The sequence below is a fragment of the Acetatifactor aquisgranensis genome, assembly GCF_943193215.1.
GTDB classification, from domain to species: domain Bacteria; phylum Bacillota; class Clostridia; order Lachnospirales; family Lachnospiraceae; genus Acetatifactor; species Acetatifactor aquisgranensis.
On record NZ_CALPDH010000016.1, the window covers coordinates 1 to 17,698 of the forward strand.

Genomic DNA, 17,698 nt, shown 5'->3' on the forward strand with positions numbered 1-17,698 from the left:
CCTTTTTTACATCAACTGCTTGAAAAAAACTTTTTAAACATTTTTCGTTTTACCTATTGACATTTCTTAGCTGGACTCTTTATGCCACAACAGTGGGCAGAATCCTGTACCATTCCATTATATGCCACTACCGCAGCCTCTCTCTCTTTATTACACTGAAGAAGATAACTGTTCACACTGCATATCATCTTATCTACCATATCGATAAAATGCTTCATTGCAGCCTCCTCTTTCGGTATCAGAAGCTGGTGAAAAATGCGCCCGATGACTTCCTCCACCGCCAAACGCTGAATACGATTATCAGGGCTCTGCTCCAGAAAACAGATGGCTTTCACCGGAGACATGATATTATTTCCCATCCTCTCCTTACCGCACCATGGAGTCCCACAAGCATATAACATTCCATTCAGGAAACGATACACTGGTTTGTCGCCATTAATTACCCGAACCCGTTCACCAAATTCCTGCATCCACAGTTTCATATGCGTTGTCTTTCCCACACCGCTTTTAGCGGCAAACACATATGCTTTCCCATCCAGCTCCAGGGCGGCTGAATGCATCAGGAATGCATCATAATCAATCAGCTTTCGGCATATGGCACGATATAGGGCAATGCTTTCGCAGTAAGGAAGTGCGTAAGGGATTTCGCTGCGTTCCCGCTCTTCGAGAATTTCCTGCTCTGTGACGGATACACGGAAATCTTCCTGCTCTGAATCGGCTTTGTAGTGTTCACAGAATCCGCTGGTGTATTCATATTGATTGTCTATTCCTATTACTAAATTTGCCATTTTTATTCTGAACATTACAATATGTACTCCCCTGAACAATATTTCATTAACCCACTACAAAAAAGCCTGCCTGGCATGATTTCATTTCACTGTGCTATACTCGTAAGTGCACGAGACTTCCTTTTCTTTTCATGGAACAGCATCCGCCTATGCAAGACTATCCGATACAGCAGCCATCCGGCTCCCGCGCCCGCTGTGTTCATCAGCACATCATCCAGCTGGCAGTAGCCCCTCTGGGTGACAAACTGCACCCCTTCAATGGCAATGCTGCACAGGCAGGCAACAGGCACACAGCACCATGCCCGCCGCAGGAAGGGAATGGCGCCGGGCACGAGGATACCGAAAGGCAGAAACAGAATGATGTTCTCAATCACATATCCCCGGGACTTCGGCGTATCTCCCCAGGTTCCGAAGAGCTGTAGATTCACCCCTGTCCGGGAACCTGGCTCACGGCTGAAAAATGTCATATTCAGCAGGACGAACACATAGGCGATACAGCAGGCATATGCGCCCAGCCGTACCCAGTCCGGCCTGCGGTTACGGCAAAAGATTTTCCAGCACAGCCACAGAATCGGGAGCGATGCCAGCCCCAGGAGCAATCCCTGCGGAATATAACTTATCGGCTCCTGCATATCTTCGCTGATACATTCAAAGACTTGAGCCCAATCGTCCCCGAATATATCTGTCAAATATCGGGAAACATAACCGCCATCCGCGGAAAGAAGATATCTGATCATTTCCATCCTTTCCCATATTTCCTCAACAATTCAATTCGGCGCCGGCTGATTTCCATGCTTTCCTTTGCCAGTTTCCCGCCATTTTCCCTGTTGTGCCTGACAAAGCGCCCCCAGCGCTGTACCCAGCGGACAGGAAGAAGCCATGGTTTCTCCTGAAGCTCAGGGTGCATCCCAATCATGGCTGCACGCCCCGGAAATATGGTCCTGCCAAGTAACCGCAGCCTGCTTCGTGTCCCGCTGCTTTCCACAGCAGCCTCCGTCATGTGAATCGATGTCCTCCAGGCCTGAGTCTCATTTCCAAATATGCCATTATCCAACAAATCCAGCAATAATTCTTCCGGGCAGCTTGTCTCTCCCATCTCCGGCAGCCGAAATCCCAGATACCGATTCCCTATGTAAACTAAATCTCCAAAGAACTTTTCCGCTCCTATCTGCCCCAGTACTTTCCTGATATAGTCCTGATCTATTTCGTCCCCATAAGCCTTATCATACATAAGAATATCCAGTACCTGCCGGATTCCAAAGCCGCTGGCCATCATATGTCGGAACACATGCAGAATCAGGAACAAAAAATGGTCGGTATGGTTCATCGTCCAGAGAATCGTGCCTTCCACGTCCAATTTAATAGGATGGTCGAAAACAGACTGAAAGCAATCATTCATCTGTCGGCGCAGATTGTTCTCGCGTCCAAAAGGATTCGTATGAACCTCTATGCACAATCCTGAATCAGCATGATGGAAACTAATCTCCTGCAGTTCTTCCAGCTGGCCGGATGTCACCGTTTCCCGTTCCGGCAGGTATCCTTGTGACACCAATACCCTTTTAACTTTTTCATATTCTTCCTTTTGAATCAGGATATCTTCATCGCCGGATGGGCGATGGTCACTATAGCCGCCATACATCCGGCGGCAGACAACCCCTTTCATGACTATGGGATGCAGCCCGGCGGCACCAAACGCACGATAGAGTTCCAAAAAGGCTTCCGTTCTCTTAATCTGACCTGCAGTCTGCGCCATCGCTGTGCGCATGCAAGCTTCATATTCCTGTGTTTTCCTAAATTCCAGGATTTCGGAAGCCACATCAAATATAAGTGCATGGACATTTTGGGCTCTGGCAAGCCTGAGGATTTCCGGCCAGTCAACAGGGGGGATTAATTGAAATTCCTGGTTTTCATTTACTGCTTTTCCAAGCAGAGATAGAAAATTTTGTTTTTGATTGTCCATTGGCTTAATTCGCTCCGTGCTGCTTGCTGATTTCATACTTCCTCCATATCAGCATAATCTTCTGTCAGGCTATTTATCTGGTATCTTCAATCTCGCGTTCCACTTTTTATAGAAAATTTTCAAAATAATCCTTTCCCTTCCTGATGTTTCATCATCCGCGCCGGGTTTCCAATAGCAACCATTTTTTCCGGCACATCCTTATATACCGCTGCCCCCATCGCCAAAACAGCTTCCTTACCTACACTAATCCGATCCCTTATCATTGCGCCTGGCCCTACATAACTTTTTTCTTCCAATACACAATGTCCTCCAATAAATGAACTTACAGAAACCACACTATGCATTCCCAGCTTTGTATCATGACCAACAACAGCCCCAATATACACTAAAGTATTATTTCCTATTTTGACATGTGCATCAATGAATACATTAGGTGCAATCATACATCCTTCTCCGATGCTTGCCCCCTCACAAACTAATGCTGATTTATCTATATATGTATAGAATGAATATCCTTTTTCGCGTATTTTGCTAAACAACTTTTCTCTTGTTGAAGGCTCTCCCTGAGAAATTATGAATTGTACTTCTGTCTGTGAAAATTTCTCTGTCACCTGTTGAAATGTATATACTTTCCTACCTTCCCATTCAGAAATTCCAATTATATCATCTACATAAATAATATCGCTCCACTCGTGTTCTTCTTTATTGCGCCTGAGCGCAAGATTCATAAATGTCCTGCCGCTCCCTCCTGCGCCATATATTGCAAAAATCATCTTCATTCTCCTTTCTTATATTTCAAAATTCATCCATTATCTTCTGAATTTCAGTATCTCCGACTTCTTTTATTTCTTTATTAGCTATGCGGTACACTCTGTCACACATATTAAGTACACTCGGCCTATGTGTAGTCAATATACAAGTCCGCTGTCTCCAACCTTTCATTAAACTTGCCAGAACACGGCGTTCTGTCGCTACATCTAACGCTGATGTAGCTTCATCTAACAATAAGATAGGAGTGCGGCACATCAGCGCTCTTGCAATTGCGAGCCTTTGATTTTGTCCTTCCGAAAATCCAAGACCGCTTTCGCCAATTTTCTGATGTATCCCTTCCGGCAGAAGTTCCACAAATTCGTATGCACATGCCTCTTTTAATGCCTGAATAATTTCCTCATCTGTGGCATCTGGCTTCAACATCCGCAAGTTATCAGCAATGGTTCCATTCAGCATAGTATTTCCCTGCGGTACATACGCCATCAACTTACGTGAAGCCGTTGTTATCGGCATAGTCCCTCCATTTGTAACAAACACACATTCGCCTTCAGCCTTGACAATGCCAAGCAAAATACGCAGCATCGTTGTTTTCCCTTCCCCTGAGGGTCCCACAAAAGCAACAATCTCACCTGAATTCACATAACAAGATACATTTTCAAACACTTTTTTACCATTTTTATAATGGAAGCTCATCCCTTTTATCGACAAGGAAATTCTTTCGTCATTTTCTTGCCCATTCAGCTTCTTATAATCATCAGCCCCCTCAATCACCTCTTCCTGTAGCTCCAAAAGTATCCTCACACGTTCCGAAGAAGATATCGTCCCAATCGCGGCCGGAATGAGCTGTATCAGAGACTTGAAATTAGTCGCAACATTCAATGCCATCGCAATCAGCAAAGTCATTGTGCCGAGCGAAATAATCCCCAAATATACATGATAAAGCACCCATGCAAGACAGACAAGCGCCGCCACCTGACCACTGATATACATGACACTCCAAGAGGCTATCGCATATTTGTTCGCTTCTAAATCAATCTGCTGCCGTTCATTCTGCTTTTTCTGCATCTTTTCGTCAAAAAGCGATATTAAACCAAAACCTTTGATAGATTGTAAATGCTGGAAAGCCTCCTTATACAAACCCATGATGTCACTAGACATTTCCCTTTGTTTTTGAGTGTTCACATACAGTTTTCCAAGAAAAAATCTGGAACTTATCAGTATTATAGGCGCTACTAATACAATCACAAAAATCATTGTGTAATCATAGTATACTATGATTACAATCGAAATCAAAAGTTGTAATCCAATGGCAAGCAATGAGGGAATCCATCCTACTGTACTCTCTGATATTGTTCCAATATCTTCCTGCATTCTCGCCATAAGGTCACCACTATGATGCTCTATGATGGTTTCCCAGTCCGCACATAATATCTTCCGAAATGTTTTTATTGACAGCCTTTTTTTTACTACAGAATTTACTTTTGCTGAAATCCTCTGGCTCAGCATCGAAAGTCCTACATTCATGCTTCCGGCCACAACATAGTAAGCTGCAACAAACGCCACTCCGGACCATGTCCCTGCAACTAAGCTATCTACAAGGCGCTTACTCTGCAATGAAAAACTTAATGATATTCCCGATGACACTAAAATAAGCAATGTATAAAATATAATTTGCCATCGATATTCTGCTAGGGTATTATAAATCCAAAAGAATTCTGATACAGCCTTTTTCAGAAATCCTTCTCTTATCTTAGACACTATTTTCTTTACTTTTGTCATTCCTGCTTTCTCCAACTTAATCTCTAATCAAGATGTGCAAACGACTATTGCAGCAAAATATCACTTATTCGATCCACCTCATCTTCAGACAAACCGTCATACAATGGTAGCGTCAAAACACGCTCCGCCACATACTCAGCAACCGGTGTGCGTACTTCTTGAAATAGGTGTTTGTAACATGGAAAATCTTTCGTAAGCGGATAAAAATATCTTCTGGCATGAATTCCATTCTTAGCCAATCTCTCATATACTGAGTCACGATTTTCCCCGAATATGTCTTCCTTAATAAGAATCGGAAAATATGCATAATTTTCCTGTACCCCCTCCTGGCTTGGTAAAAGGACAATCCCATCTCGATTTTTCAATCTTTCGCGGTATCTCTCCACTACTCTTTTTCTTCCGGTGAGAATCTCATCCAGATATTCCATATTGCATAGCCCCATTGCAGCATGAAATTCACTCATCTTAGCATTTCCGCCCACTGCGCATACCATATCTTCACCCATGAAGCCGAAGTTCTTAATCTGATACATTTTTACACCATCTTCAAAACTACGAAATGTTATTGCCCCTCCTTCTATCGAATGAAATGGCTTTGTCGCATGAAAGCTGAAAATAGAGGCATCTCCAAAATTCCCGATTCCCTGTCCTTTCACTGTGACACCGAATGCATGCGCTGCATCATAAATCACTTTCAAATGATGCCTGTCCGCTATCTCCTGAATTTTTTTCACGCTACAAACCTGTCCATAGACGTGAACCGGTAGAATCGCACTGGTTTTCTCCGTAACCAACTCTTCTATTTTATCTACATCGATTGTGTAATTTTCTTTACAGATATCGCAAAATACCGGAGCCAATTGATTCCTCACAATCGCATGAGTAGTTGAAGCAAACGTAAAAGGAGTCGTAATCACTTCCCCTGTAAGCCCATATGCCTGCAGAGCTGTCTCCAATGACAAATGTCCATTGGCAAAAGCAAGACAGTATGGCACACGCAAATACTGTGTCAGTTTTCTCTCAAATTCCTGATGTAATGAACCCATATTGGTCAATCTATGTGATTCCCAGATACTTCTTATCCGGTCTATGTACTCTTCCATAGGAGGCAGAAAAGCTTTTGTAACATATATATCTTCCATATTACCTACCTCACACTTGGTTTTCTGACGCGGTCTTCCTGTATTTTTTTCAAAAAGGAAACACGATGAGGTTCTGCTAAAATCATTAGTATCCCCTGAAGCCATAGCCACTTTCTTCTCTTTGACCAGCTGCGCGCTCTTCTTGATTCACGGAACAACCTCACTTTCTCATTTACCATGGAAATAGGTGAACCCAGTTTTCCAGCCAACCGTTCCAATCCCAGTGCCATCATGAAAAAATATAAATAATTTTGTTTGGACTCCACTTCATGTGCAGAGGACCAGTTACTGCCATTCTCTTCTATATAATAGTGATAAGTGCTCATCACTTCCGGCAAAACCAGTATTTTCCCGTATTGCAACATCAAAAGCACGGCAATTCTATCCATCGGCATCCATAAGAACCATACTAATGTCCTATAATACTTTTCTTTTGCTTCCTGAAAAATATTCCTTACTATTAATGTTGAAGTCTGGGCTGGCAGAGCAAAAGACTCCACATCCTGCAGTGTATAGTCATGAGCAGAATCCTCCTCGAAGCCTTTTCTGATAAATGCGTTGCATGCACTCACGATATTCCAGTTATGCACACATGCAGCATATTCTGAATGAGTCTCCAAAAAATCAACCTGTTTCTGCAGTTTACCGCAATCTGTCCAAAAATCGTCCCCTTCCAGCATCGCAATATATTCCCCCGTACAATGCGTCAGACAATCCAACAAGTTTTTAATCATTCCCAAATTTTTGTCACGATACAGGGGGCTCATTCTGCCCTGAAACTTTTCCTCGTATCTCTTAACGATTTCCCTCGTACAATCCTTAGAGCAATCTTCCCCCACAATCAGCTCATACTCATATTCCGTCTCCTGCATTAATACACTGTCAAGAGCCTGTTCTATAAATCTCTCATGATTATAAGCCAGCATCACAATACTTACTTTCATACATGTCTTCTCCCATGGCAATTTATCAACTAAGCCTTTCTTTCCGCTTTACCAGGCAAAATCAGATAACCTAATGCAAATAAATTGTCTTTCCATTTCCGTTTTCCCATTGATTTTCCAAAAGCTCTGATAAATCTGAATGGATGTAAGAGGGCCTCGCATGTCTGCCATATAAAAAATGGTCTGTTTTTTCTTTCAAGTTGCTTCACAGCATCCCGATACTCCCTGCGCGATTCCCTCTTTTGATACTGATTATCCATAACTTTCATAAAAATTGTATTAAAACTGCCGCATGAAATTCCTGCTTTTTTTCTATGCCTCCAAACTCCCTTTAGCAAAGAGACAAAATCATCCAGCCAAAATATTTTTGTATTATCTTTGTTCATAGCCGAACCGTATCTGATACGATACCAGGAAAGTACTTCCGAAATTCCTTTCACTTTGTGAGCATATAATAAATACTGAATCAAGAACCCTATATCCTCTCCCATCCTTACTCCAGATTCAAAATAAATTCCCTTAGCTTTAACCAGATTCAGCCTGAAAAATTTGTTGCAAAGAAAATAACATGCGTTAAATTCCAGATATTCATCTAATATATAAGCCACTCTTTCCTTGCTGCCTGAAAGCTGAAAAGACTCAATTTTATTTTTTGGCTCCCAAACGGTTAGCGGCTCTTTTCCTTCTTTTTTCTCTACAATCATATCAAGGTTAAAATATAATAAATCAAGATTCTCCTCTTTCATATAAGTTACTGCTGTTTCGAGAAGCCGGGGCGTAATCATATCATCACTGTCCACAAACAAAAGATATTCTCCCTTTGCGCACTGTATTCCAAGGTTTCTGGCACTGGACACACCTTGATTTTCCTGATGATAGCATTGTATTCTCCGATCCTTTTCTGCATAATCATCACAGATGCTTCCAGAGGCATCGGATGAGCCATCATCTACCACAATCAATTCCCAAAATGGGTAGGTCTGTGCAAGTATCGAATTGATACAATCAGCCACATAGCATTCTGTGTTATAAACCGGCACAATGATGCTTACCAGTAAATCTTTCATTCTAATATGTCTCACCCCAACTATAACTATTGCTTCCAATAAGATAAAGTCGCATCATTTTCTATCATGTACTTTGTTTTCAAACAGTTTCCCCATTTTAGCTTAATCAGCCAATATGGATCCTGACAAACGTTCGCTGCAAGCATTCTGTCTGCATAATACATAAACCAGGTATCCTCCATTTTCTGGTTTCCCTTATATGTCCATGAGGTACTGTTTATCCCCATTTCACGGCAATATTTCAGAAATTCCATATCTGAATATTCACCGATATAAACCGGAATATTATGTTTTTCGCTGTAATCCCGATAACTGCTGCAGACCGTTTCAACATCTTCATGTCCATACAAGTGCACCGCGTAAATCACATTGCTCCACCCGCTTTCTGCCGGTTCCGGAAGCGCATCCAATGTCCATATCCCTTCCACAATAATCATATGTTCCGAATCTACTTTTCGAATGGCTTTCATCATGCGGTCATACACAAGATTCCTTGGATCAGTCTCTACACTGTCCGCTGCAATTAAAGCTTCATTCATGATGTCATAGGCGGCAACCGTTGGATTCCCCTGATATCTCTGTGCAATCGCCACCCACAGTTTCTCCATGACATCCTGATACAATGAATCAGAAAACAATTCACATTTTCTGGCTGAGCCGGCGCAATGATCGGTGCTCTGTCCTCCCGGGCACCCATGCATATCCAAAATGACATATAGCCCATACTTCTCCGCCATTTCAATTACCCAATCCAATCTCTTAAATCCCGGATTGTCATCCATATCTTCCGTAATCCATCTTCCTCCTGAATCTTTCATAAAATTACGGTACCAGAAAGGGACCCTGATTACATTACACCCTATTTCCGCTATTCTGTGAATATCTTCTTCTGTAATCCAATTGTCCTCATAGCTTTCCACCAGCTTTTGCGCATCTTCAAATCCAAAGCGCTCCTCAAGTACCTGAAGCGTCTCCAGATATGTCCAGAACTCAACCGTATCGCTTCCTTTGACGGGACACATCCAATATTCCTGGAGAAGCCAACCGCCAAGATTGACACCTGACAAAATGATTTCTTCGCCATTTCCTTTGACAATCCTGTTCTCCGATACACTCAGCATATCCTCTGCAGTCCATTGAACCAGCTTATCTTCCGTAAAAAAAGAGTTTGTATTTCCTCCCACCGGTATATAATGAAACCATACTGTCACAGTCAAAAATGTAAAAATAACCAAAGCACATAACACGCTGAGAGAAATTATGATGCGTCTCTTTTTTTGAGTCATATCCAATACCTCCTTCGAAACTGTTTTGGAGAAATAAGAAATAGTCCATAACGAAGCTGTTTCCTTAATCCCAGTTTCCTTCGATAACGCCACAATGTCGCAAAATATTGTGGGTATATCTTTCTCTTCAGCTCGCTTCTATTATTCTTGTCAAACAGTTTAAAATACATGATGACAGCATTTTCAAAATAGGAATACAAAATATCAGTAAATACTGTTATATATTCCTGCTCTTTAAATAATTCTATTCGGCTTCTAATGGCTTCCAAAGCATCCAGATGCCGCATATTTTTCTTCTGCCTTTCCCCCATAATACTTGAAGAACGTTGTCGATAGTAATACAGTCTATCATCTGTCCAGACAGCCTTTTTCAACCGAAAAATATATTCATTCACCATAAATTCATCTTCATGAAGCTTGTCCGGAAAACGCAGGCCATCTTCAAAAAACTTATGGCTCACCATCTTATTCCAACATACAGCCATTTCCTCGCTCTGGTTATTCGGCCCCACTGTTGCTAATTTTCGCAGTATGACCACCTTATCAAGAATAGTTATATCGTTTTCTTCTTTCTTCTTATTTTCCGCTTCTCCCTTATCATAAACCCCCTCCTCTCCAAACTTCACATAATTGCACATGGAAACATCCGCCTGATATTCTTTTATATTTGAATACAGAATTTCAACATATTCTCTGCCTACAAAATCATCCGAATCCACAAAGCATATATAAGCGCCTTTCGCAATATCCAGTCCGGCATTCCTTGCCATAGGAAGTCCTTTATTTTCCTGTTCCAGCAGAATAAAACGAGGGTCACATTCGCAATATCTCCTGCAAATGCCCGGAGAACCATCTCCCGATCCGTCATTTATCATTATCACTTCTATATTCCGATAGCTTTGCATCTGTAAGGAATCAAGACATTCTGTCAGGAATTGCTCTGAATTATATATTGGAACTATAATTGAAATTAATTCTTTCATATTCATCTCTTTTCCCTTTATTATGTCCTCAGCCTTGATACTAATTTTTCCGATTCATTACAGTGACTCATGTCTCTTGACAAACCGAACCCATAATTTCTTCAATATGACACAGTGAGTTGAAAGGAATTCTTTTAAACTCAATAGCATAAAAAGAGGAAAATAAAGTTTATATTTTATGCCCTTATATATAATCCTCACTAAAAAGTCTTTATTTCTCTCACTTTCATAACATAATACTTTTATATTTTGCTGTTGACTCAAAAAGGCCTTTAAGTTTTTACATCCTTGCCAGAATCTGTTTTTTGGATTTGAACGTACTAATCTGCCGACTTCTTCTTTTAAATCTATGTACGAACATGTCATTTCAAAATGTTCTGCATACTCACCCGCTATACCTGCAAGTGTGGATATTGCCCATTGACATCTGTAAGCCTCTATTTCCTTTATCCTGTCTTTTTCATTCTTGTCATAGTTTTGAGTAATACTGTTCTCACGAGAAATGTATGTGTATATTATTTTCGGTAGATAATACACATAACGGCAATGAGAATAATATTGCAGATTAAATATAAAATCTTCACACCAGTCTATTTCCTCCGGAAAACGGATTTGTTCTCTGTCAATAATTTCCTTTCTGTAAAGTTTATTCCAAACCACACCATAATAAAAAGTCTTTGGATACTCTGCAAATTCATGCAGAAATTTCTTCTTATCTGTTTTTCCTTCCAATGTTGTCGGTCCATGATAATGTCCTATGCCTGAGCCCATATAGCTTCCTATCACCAGGTCAACAGCAGCATCCGATTTCATTGCCCGCAGCATAATCTCTATAGAATCCGTTTCCACCATATCATCCGCATCTAAAAAACGAATATACTTGCCAGTGGCTTTCTGAATACCAAAATTTCTGGCTGAGGAAACCCCTTTTTGATTATTCTGATACATCATAATCCGGCAATCTTTTTTCTGAAATGACTGTATCAATTCCCTGCTGTCATCTGCGGACCCATCGTCAACAAGAATAATCTCTAAATTCTTATAGGTCTGTAACATCAATTTTCCTAAAAGGGCGTCTATGTAATTGGCCGAATTATACACAGGTATAATTACGCTGACTTCTTCCATCGCTTCATCCCCTATATCACGTCATTTTTTCACCAACATATAGTACATCCCGATTGCATAACGGAATATCAGGTATTTCATCCATTCTCTTTTTCCGGTAATGCTTTTCCTCAATATTCTTAAGATTTCCGTCTGCTGCAGCTGTCTGTAATATTCTTTTTTACGGTCCGGTTTTAATATACCGATATAGTACAAAGTCATGGATATATGCTCAAACAGAACTCTTCCCAATGCTTTTTGTTGTTGTTGATTCAATTCCAAACACAATGTTCGAAAACATTGCAACACCTTTATGCATTCCTCTATATCCTTTTCTTTCACGCCACCCTGTACAAGGCTTTCCTTTCTGAAACGGTACTGATATCCATAGGTCGGTACAGAACAGATTCTCTTTGCATATAGCAATGCCTGATTAATCAACAACACATCTTCATAGAGAAAGACCTCTGTATCAAAGCACAAATGGTTTTCTAAAAGGAAATCTCTGCGGAACATCATGCTCCAGACCCGGTTCTCCCAATCTCCCAAATCCATACGGCGATTCAGATACCCGATTCCGCTCATTATCTGCGTCTCATTTAATATTGGTCTGCTTACCGGCTGAATAGCGAATCTGTCCTCTGATGCTTTTGAAAAGCCTGCGAAAACCATATCGCACTGGTTTTCTTCTATCGCATGGTACAATTTATCCAAATAATCCCTCTCCAGATAATCATCGCTGTCCAGAAAATAGATATATTTCCCGGCAGCCAGCTCCATGCCATGATTTCTGGCGCTGCTCGGCCCGGCATTGGCAAACTGATATAAAGCAATATTCGGGTACACACCAGCTGTCTTCTTCACGATTTCAACGCTGTCATCGGTGGAACCGTCATCAATCAAAATGACTTCGCACATATCGAAGCCCACAGAATCGATGACCGACTGCAGACATTCCCTTATATACTTTCCCGTATTATAGATTGGTATGATGATTGAAATCTCAGCCATTGCCGCTCACCGCTCCATTATACATACGAACATACTCATCCTGCACTTTCCTGGCAGCATCCACGATGTCATAGCCCTGCCTTTTCAGTTCCTCATATACCGCAAAATTACGCTCTGCGCTTTGTCTTTCTATTCTTTTCCTCCATATATCTATATCCAAAGGTAAATATGCAATCTGTCCTAATACATCCACCTCTCTGGGAATTTTGTCCGATGCCAGGCATGGCAGCCCATTCACTTCCGCCTCTTCCAGCGCTATCCCATAACCTTCAAACAAAGAAGGCATCACATAGATATCCATCATATGATAATAGTCCTGTGGATTAGATACCTCTCCTGCAAAAAGGACATTCTCCTCCAGATGATACTTTCGTACTTTGTCCTCAACCTCCTGCTTCATCCACCCGGTGCCGAGAAAAAGTAGTTTATATTTTCTCCCTGTTTCCATCAATTTCTGAAGCAAATCTACCAAAAAGCCCTGATTCTTCTGTATGTCAAATCGTCCGACATGCCCTAATACAATCACGTCTTCTGATATCCGATATTTCTTTCTCAGCTCATTTCTTCTGTCCTTGTCAAATAGAAAACGGTTTAGTTCTATTGCATTTGGAATCACTGAAAAGTCAGATTTCCCATACATCCATATGCCGGCTTCTCTTGAGCATGCCCATCTTGCAGTGGCATAATCGCTCCCCCTATTTCGACTATAGTCATAAAAGAAATGTTTCAGCCCTATTTCCTTGGGGAGTACATGATCCGTGTTGTGCGCATGCGAAATCCGAATCGGAACGCCGCATCTTTTAGCCAGTTTCAGCACTCGATGGTTCATCGCATCACAATGAGCATGCACGATTTTATATCTTCCTGTCTTATAAATCCGGCATAATTCTCTGATGTATCGCAGCAATTCATGCCCCGGCTTCGGAAGATAATAAATCTCACTGCCCGCCGCACGGATTTCATCATCGTAAACTCCGGGGCCTTTTCCCTGCAACACAAAGTCGATGTGTATTTTTGTTTTGTCAATATAGCGGAAGTAATTCATCATGAAACTTTCAATTCCACCATAATGTAATATGTCACCATACACATACAGAACATTAACAGTAACAGCTTCCATCACCGGTCTCTCCCCCATTTTTGTTGCTCACTCTATGCCACAGACTGTACGCCTGGCCCACTGTCCTCGCTTTCATTAGTCATGATAGATGCCGCAGCCAAGAAGAAATAGGTCAGATAGGATATTTCCGTTCTTGTAGCATTGTTGTAAAAGACATTAGCCATGGTAACCAATCCAAACACAAAACCAAAAACAGCATATTTATTGACGATTTTGCATGCAATCAATTTCTTCAGATGCTGTGCCGCTATAACACCAAAGATGGCCACGAACAACCCCAGCCCAATCAGTCCGCCCTCCAGAAACAGCGTCTGGTGGCTGAAATATAGATAATTTGTCTCCCCATGCTCACGGTAAAAGGGGCTAATCAGGAAATCGAATTTAGAGTATTCACAGTTTCCGAAGCCGTACCCTGTCAGGTTCAAGATGGGGGATTTTTTAAAAAACAGGTCGTTGACTTCGGGTATGAATTTTACGCGGCTAATTTTGTACTGTGAGCTGCTGTGGGCTTCATACGTCCAATAGCTTGTCTTACCAATTATTACATCAAAATGCCTCGGAAATATAGCAGCCAGTATTGCAAGTCCAACCAGCCAGGCCAAAATTGCAGCAACAGCAAAACGCAGCATTCTCTGTATCCTTGCCTGCTTCTTTACCACATATATCACACTGACCAATACTGTGATTCCTATATATTCATAATAAAAAATTTTAAGTTCCTCCAATGCAGCAATAGCCATTGTAGAAGACAGCAGAAAAAACAGCATGGCAACATTCATTTTCTGTTCAAAATATACACATATGCCTAAAATCAGCATAATACAGAGGAGAATGTTCGTCTGTCCATTTCCTCCTATCATGCTTCCAAAAATTCCACCCAGATTATCTCCTTTAGAGCCTAAAAACAAAAATTGAAAACAGATTAAAAAAAAGTCAAATATATAAATTCCAAACAGTCCACGATATACATTCTCTACAGCTTTTTTGTCCAGAAATATCCTACATGCCACAAAAAAAAGAAAGAACCGTGCCCAGTTTCTCGCGGCCCATGCCATACGGAGTATGGACGGGGTTTTCCAGCAAGTTGACAAAAGCATGAAAAAAAGCCAAAGGAACATGGTTGCCATTGGAACTATGTCTGCAATGACCACCTCCCTTTTATACATATCATTTTTATGCCTCACCGTACCTGTCGATATCAAAACCCCCAGAAAAAGAATCAGATTGATAATATCTGTCAGGTATCGGACACCTGCAGGAAGTCCCAAATCAATCAGCAGGCCGGAGAATAACACAAATATAATTTGGAAAACAATAAATCTCTTTGCTCTATTCCTATTTAACATTTTTCCTTCCCGCAACATAAATTTTCATAACTTCTTCATAATATTTTTCAATACTAATCAGTTTTTCTTCTTTACAATTCGCCGCATACTGGTTCGTAACATCTTCGTTATTCCACAATCTTAATATCCTGTTATTCAAATCTTGTTCATTTTTGCTCTCAAATAATTCTCCTGTCTTGCCGTTTGTAATCAGTTCCGGAATTCCCCCTATATCCGCTCCCAGAACAGGAGTTCCGTACGCCAGGCTCTCCATAATAGTAAATGGACAGTTCTCATAGCATTCTGACGGATATACCACAAATCTGGCTTCACTGATTACCTTGTCTAGCATCTTACCCGTCAAAAATCCAACATTTCTGATATTTTCTACTTTATCAACCTCACTTTCCATTGGCCCCTTTCCCGCAAAGACGAATTGTATTTCTGGAAGCTTTCTACAAACTTCAAGTAACGTTTTTATTCCTTTTTCCTCAGAATATCTGCCAAAATACAAAACATAATCCTGTTTCTTCACTTTTTTTTGTTCAATTGCTTCCATAAAATTATGTAATACTATTGTTTTCGAAGCAAAATTCTTTTTCATATCTATTTTCTGTTTCATAAAACCAGAGCAACATATTATCGTGTCAATAAAGCCATATACATCTCTTTTATGCCAGTAATATGCCTCTATCATTCCAATTGCCGACTTTATTCCCGATCCATGTATGCATTTACCCAATATACAGTTTATATACTTCCCATCCAAACATTTCTCACATAGCTTTTTAGCATACGGATTATAGAGCAAATGATTAGGACATATCAGTTGAGAGTCATGCGCAGTATATACGATTTTGCACTTATTTCCCTCTTTTCGCCATTTTTGGATTTCTAATATTATGGATGGCGTCAATTGATAATTAAAATTATTCAAATGGCAAATATCCGGTTTAAAATCATCTAGAACCAGTCGAATCTTTTTTCTAGCTTCTATAGAATAAATCGTTTTAACGGCATATCCGGCTTTCAAAATAGAATTCTTTCCATGAAAATCTAAATATTTTGTATACGCATTGACTCGATTTCCAACACATCTCTGCTCATGTTCCATGCCAAAATATTGGACATCATGGCCCATTTTTGTTAAGAACTCTCCAAATTTAAGAATATATGTCTCCGTTCCTCCATTAGGATACAAAAACTTGTTAATCATCAAAACTTTCATGAATTGTCCCGCCTCTTAAGTCATTTCTATCCTTTATTCTCATTCACATATCATATCCGCAAATCTTAATTATGATATTTTTCTTACTTTGAACCACATATATCACATGTGCTCAAATAGTCTAACTCACTTTTTGTAACTATACCATCACGATAATCTCTTACAATTTTGTTCTCATACATGTCATAAGATTTTGCTTTACAAAAAAACAGGAACTTATGCTTTACAACCCACCACGCAGGTTTCCATATGTATCTTCGCATAGCTGGCGATGCAGAGCCAATCATCCAGCAATCTCTGTTGCATTGATGTACCTTTTTACGTACGCTCTCCGCACTTGGACTATTCCATATTTCTTCCCATGTCTGGTTATTTAGGTTCCCCATTACTTCCTTCTTTTTTGTACCGTTACACGGCATGACATCACCGTATGGATCGATAAAAAAAACGTCAACACCAGTGCCGCAAGGCAGCAGACGTTTCTGACCATATATATAATTAATCAATCCATGATTGAAGTATGCTCGAAACCATTTTTTAGGACTATTCGATTTCAGCAATTTGTTTATCAAATCCTCTAAGTTCTCAGCAACACTTGGACGATTATGAATAATATTTCTATTTTCAACAAAATAGAAGCTATTATGCAAAGCGGCAGTTGCGAACTCCATCCCTAATTCATCAACCAGCTCATATAGTGGTACTAAATCTGAAGCATTTCTATCCTGAATGGTCATGCCAACGCCTATATCTTTCATCCCCATTTCATGCAGCTTCTTCAGCGTAGTGTATCCCCGATTAAATCCATCCTCTAACCCCCTAATTTCATTATTATTCTTTTCCAAGCCTTCTATTGAAATACGTATGCCAATCTGTGGGAATTCTCTGCATAAATCGATAATGCGTTCTGTAAAAAAGCCATTTGTCGATATGACAATCCTGTCACTTTTTTTATACAGCTCCCACACTATGTCCTTGAGGTCCATCCGTATAAAAGGCTCTCCTCCTGTAATATTTGTAAAATACATTGGTGGAAGCTTCTTTAGCGCATCCAGAGATATTTCATCTTCTGGCCTGGATGGCTCCTTATATCTGCTGCACATATTACATCGCGAATTACAGCGATATGTGACAATTACAGTTCCATTTAATTTTTTTCCTGTTTTCTTTTTATCAGCCATAACTAT

General features: G+C 40.6%; 16 protein-coding genes. All 16 read right to left on the reverse strand.

From position 1 onward, the window contains the following. Positions 1–53: 53 nt before the first annotated feature. The gene (locus NFS35_RS14505; protein WP_251207838.1) at positions 54–788 is read right to left on the reverse strand and encodes a hypothetical protein; all 735 of its coding nucleotides are present in this window, start codon (positions 786–788) and stop codon (positions 54–56) included. 86 nt (positions 789–874) lie between these two features. Next, entirely contained in the window at positions 875–1,531 is a 657-nt protein-coding gene (locus NFS35_RS14510) for a VanZ family protein (RefSeq protein WP_251207839.1), read from the reverse strand. After that, positions 1,522–2,784, reverse strand: a complete 1,263-nt coding sequence (locus NFS35_RS14515) for a nucleotidyltransferase domain-containing protein (RefSeq protein WP_330640233.1) — start codon at positions 2,782–2,784, stop codon at positions 1,522–1,524. The genes NFS35_RS14510 and NFS35_RS14515 overlap by 10 nt, the downstream gene beginning before the upstream one ends. 83 nt (positions 2,785–2,867) lie before the next feature. Next, positions 2,868–3,521: a NeuD/PglB/VioB family sugar acetyltransferase gene (locus NFS35_RS14520; RefSeq protein ID WP_251207840.1), complete on the reverse strand. Its 654-nt coding sequence runs from the start codon at positions 3,519–3,521 to the stop codon at positions 2,868–2,870. Positions 3,522–3,543: 22 nt separating this feature from the next. Continuing rightward, the gene (locus NFS35_RS14525; RefSeq protein ID WP_251207841.1) at positions 3,544–5,298 is read right to left on the reverse strand and encodes an ABC transporter ATP-binding protein; all 1,755 of its coding nucleotides are present in this window, start codon (positions 5,296–5,298) and stop codon (positions 3,544–3,546) included. A 44-nt stretch (positions 5,299–5,342) separates the two neighbouring features. Then, positions 5,343–6,440, reverse strand: a complete 1,098-nt coding sequence (locus NFS35_RS14530; protein ID WP_251207842.1) for a DegT/DnrJ/EryC1/StrS family aminotransferase — start codon at positions 6,438–6,440, stop codon at positions 5,343–5,345. A gap of 5 nt (positions 6,441–6,445) precedes the next feature. Continuing rightward, on the reverse strand, positions 6,446–7,384 hold the full coding sequence (locus NFS35_RS14535; protein WP_251207843.1) for a glycosyltransferase family 2 protein: 939 nt from the start codon (positions 7,382–7,384) through the stop codon (positions 6,446–6,448). A 29-nt stretch (positions 7,385–7,413) separates the two neighbouring features. After that, complete coding sequence (locus tag NFS35_RS14540) at positions 7,414–8,451, reverse strand: glycosyltransferase (RefSeq protein ID WP_251207844.1); 1,038 nt, start codon at positions 8,449–8,451, stop codon at positions 7,414–7,416. A 26-nt stretch (positions 8,452–8,477) separates the two neighbouring features. Further along, a complete protein-coding gene (locus NFS35_RS14545; RefSeq protein ID WP_251207845.1) occupies positions 8,478–9,830 on the reverse strand; it encodes a glycoside hydrolase family 5 protein in 1,353 nt (450 codons plus the stop codon). Next, positions 9,734–10,720 carry a glycosyltransferase family 2 protein gene (locus tag NFS35_RS14550; RefSeq protein WP_251207846.1) on the reverse strand — a complete coding sequence of 329 codons (987 nt, stop codon included), beginning with the start codon at positions 10,718–10,720 and terminating at the stop codon, positions 9,734–9,736. Before NFS35_RS14550 ends, NFS35_RS14545 begins: the two co-directional genes overlap by 97 nt. Positions 10,721–10,777: 57 nt before the next feature. After that, a complete protein-coding gene (locus NFS35_RS14555; protein ID WP_251207847.1) occupies positions 10,778–11,848 on the reverse strand; it encodes a glycosyltransferase family 2 protein in 1,071 nt (356 codons plus the stop codon). 21 nt (positions 11,849–11,869) lie between these two features. After that, entirely contained in the window at positions 11,870–12,838 is a 969-nt protein-coding gene (locus NFS35_RS14560; RefSeq protein WP_251207848.1) for a glycosyltransferase family 2 protein, read from the reverse strand. Then, a complete protein-coding gene (locus NFS35_RS14565) occupies positions 12,831–13,976 on the reverse strand; it encodes a glycosyltransferase family 1 protein (protein WP_330640234.1) in 1,146 nt (381 codons plus the stop codon). The genes NFS35_RS14560 and NFS35_RS14565 overlap by 8 nt, the downstream gene beginning before the upstream one ends. 14 nt (positions 13,977–13,990) lie before the next feature. Continuing rightward, a complete protein-coding gene (locus tag NFS35_RS14570) occupies positions 13,991–15,304 on the reverse strand; it encodes a hypothetical protein (protein ID WP_251207850.1) in 1,314 nt (437 codons plus the stop codon). Next, a complete protein-coding gene (locus tag NFS35_RS14575; protein WP_251207851.1) occupies positions 15,294–16,511 on the reverse strand; it encodes a glycosyltransferase family 4 protein in 1,218 nt (405 codons plus the stop codon). Before NFS35_RS14575 ends, NFS35_RS14570 begins: the two co-directional genes overlap by 11 nt. 83 nt (positions 16,512–16,594) lie before the next feature. Next, positions 16,595–17,692, reverse strand: a complete 1,098-nt coding sequence (locus NFS35_RS14580; protein ID WP_251207852.1) for a radical SAM protein — start codon at positions 17,690–17,692, stop codon at positions 16,595–16,597. Positions 17,693–17,698 lie beyond the last annotated feature (6 nt).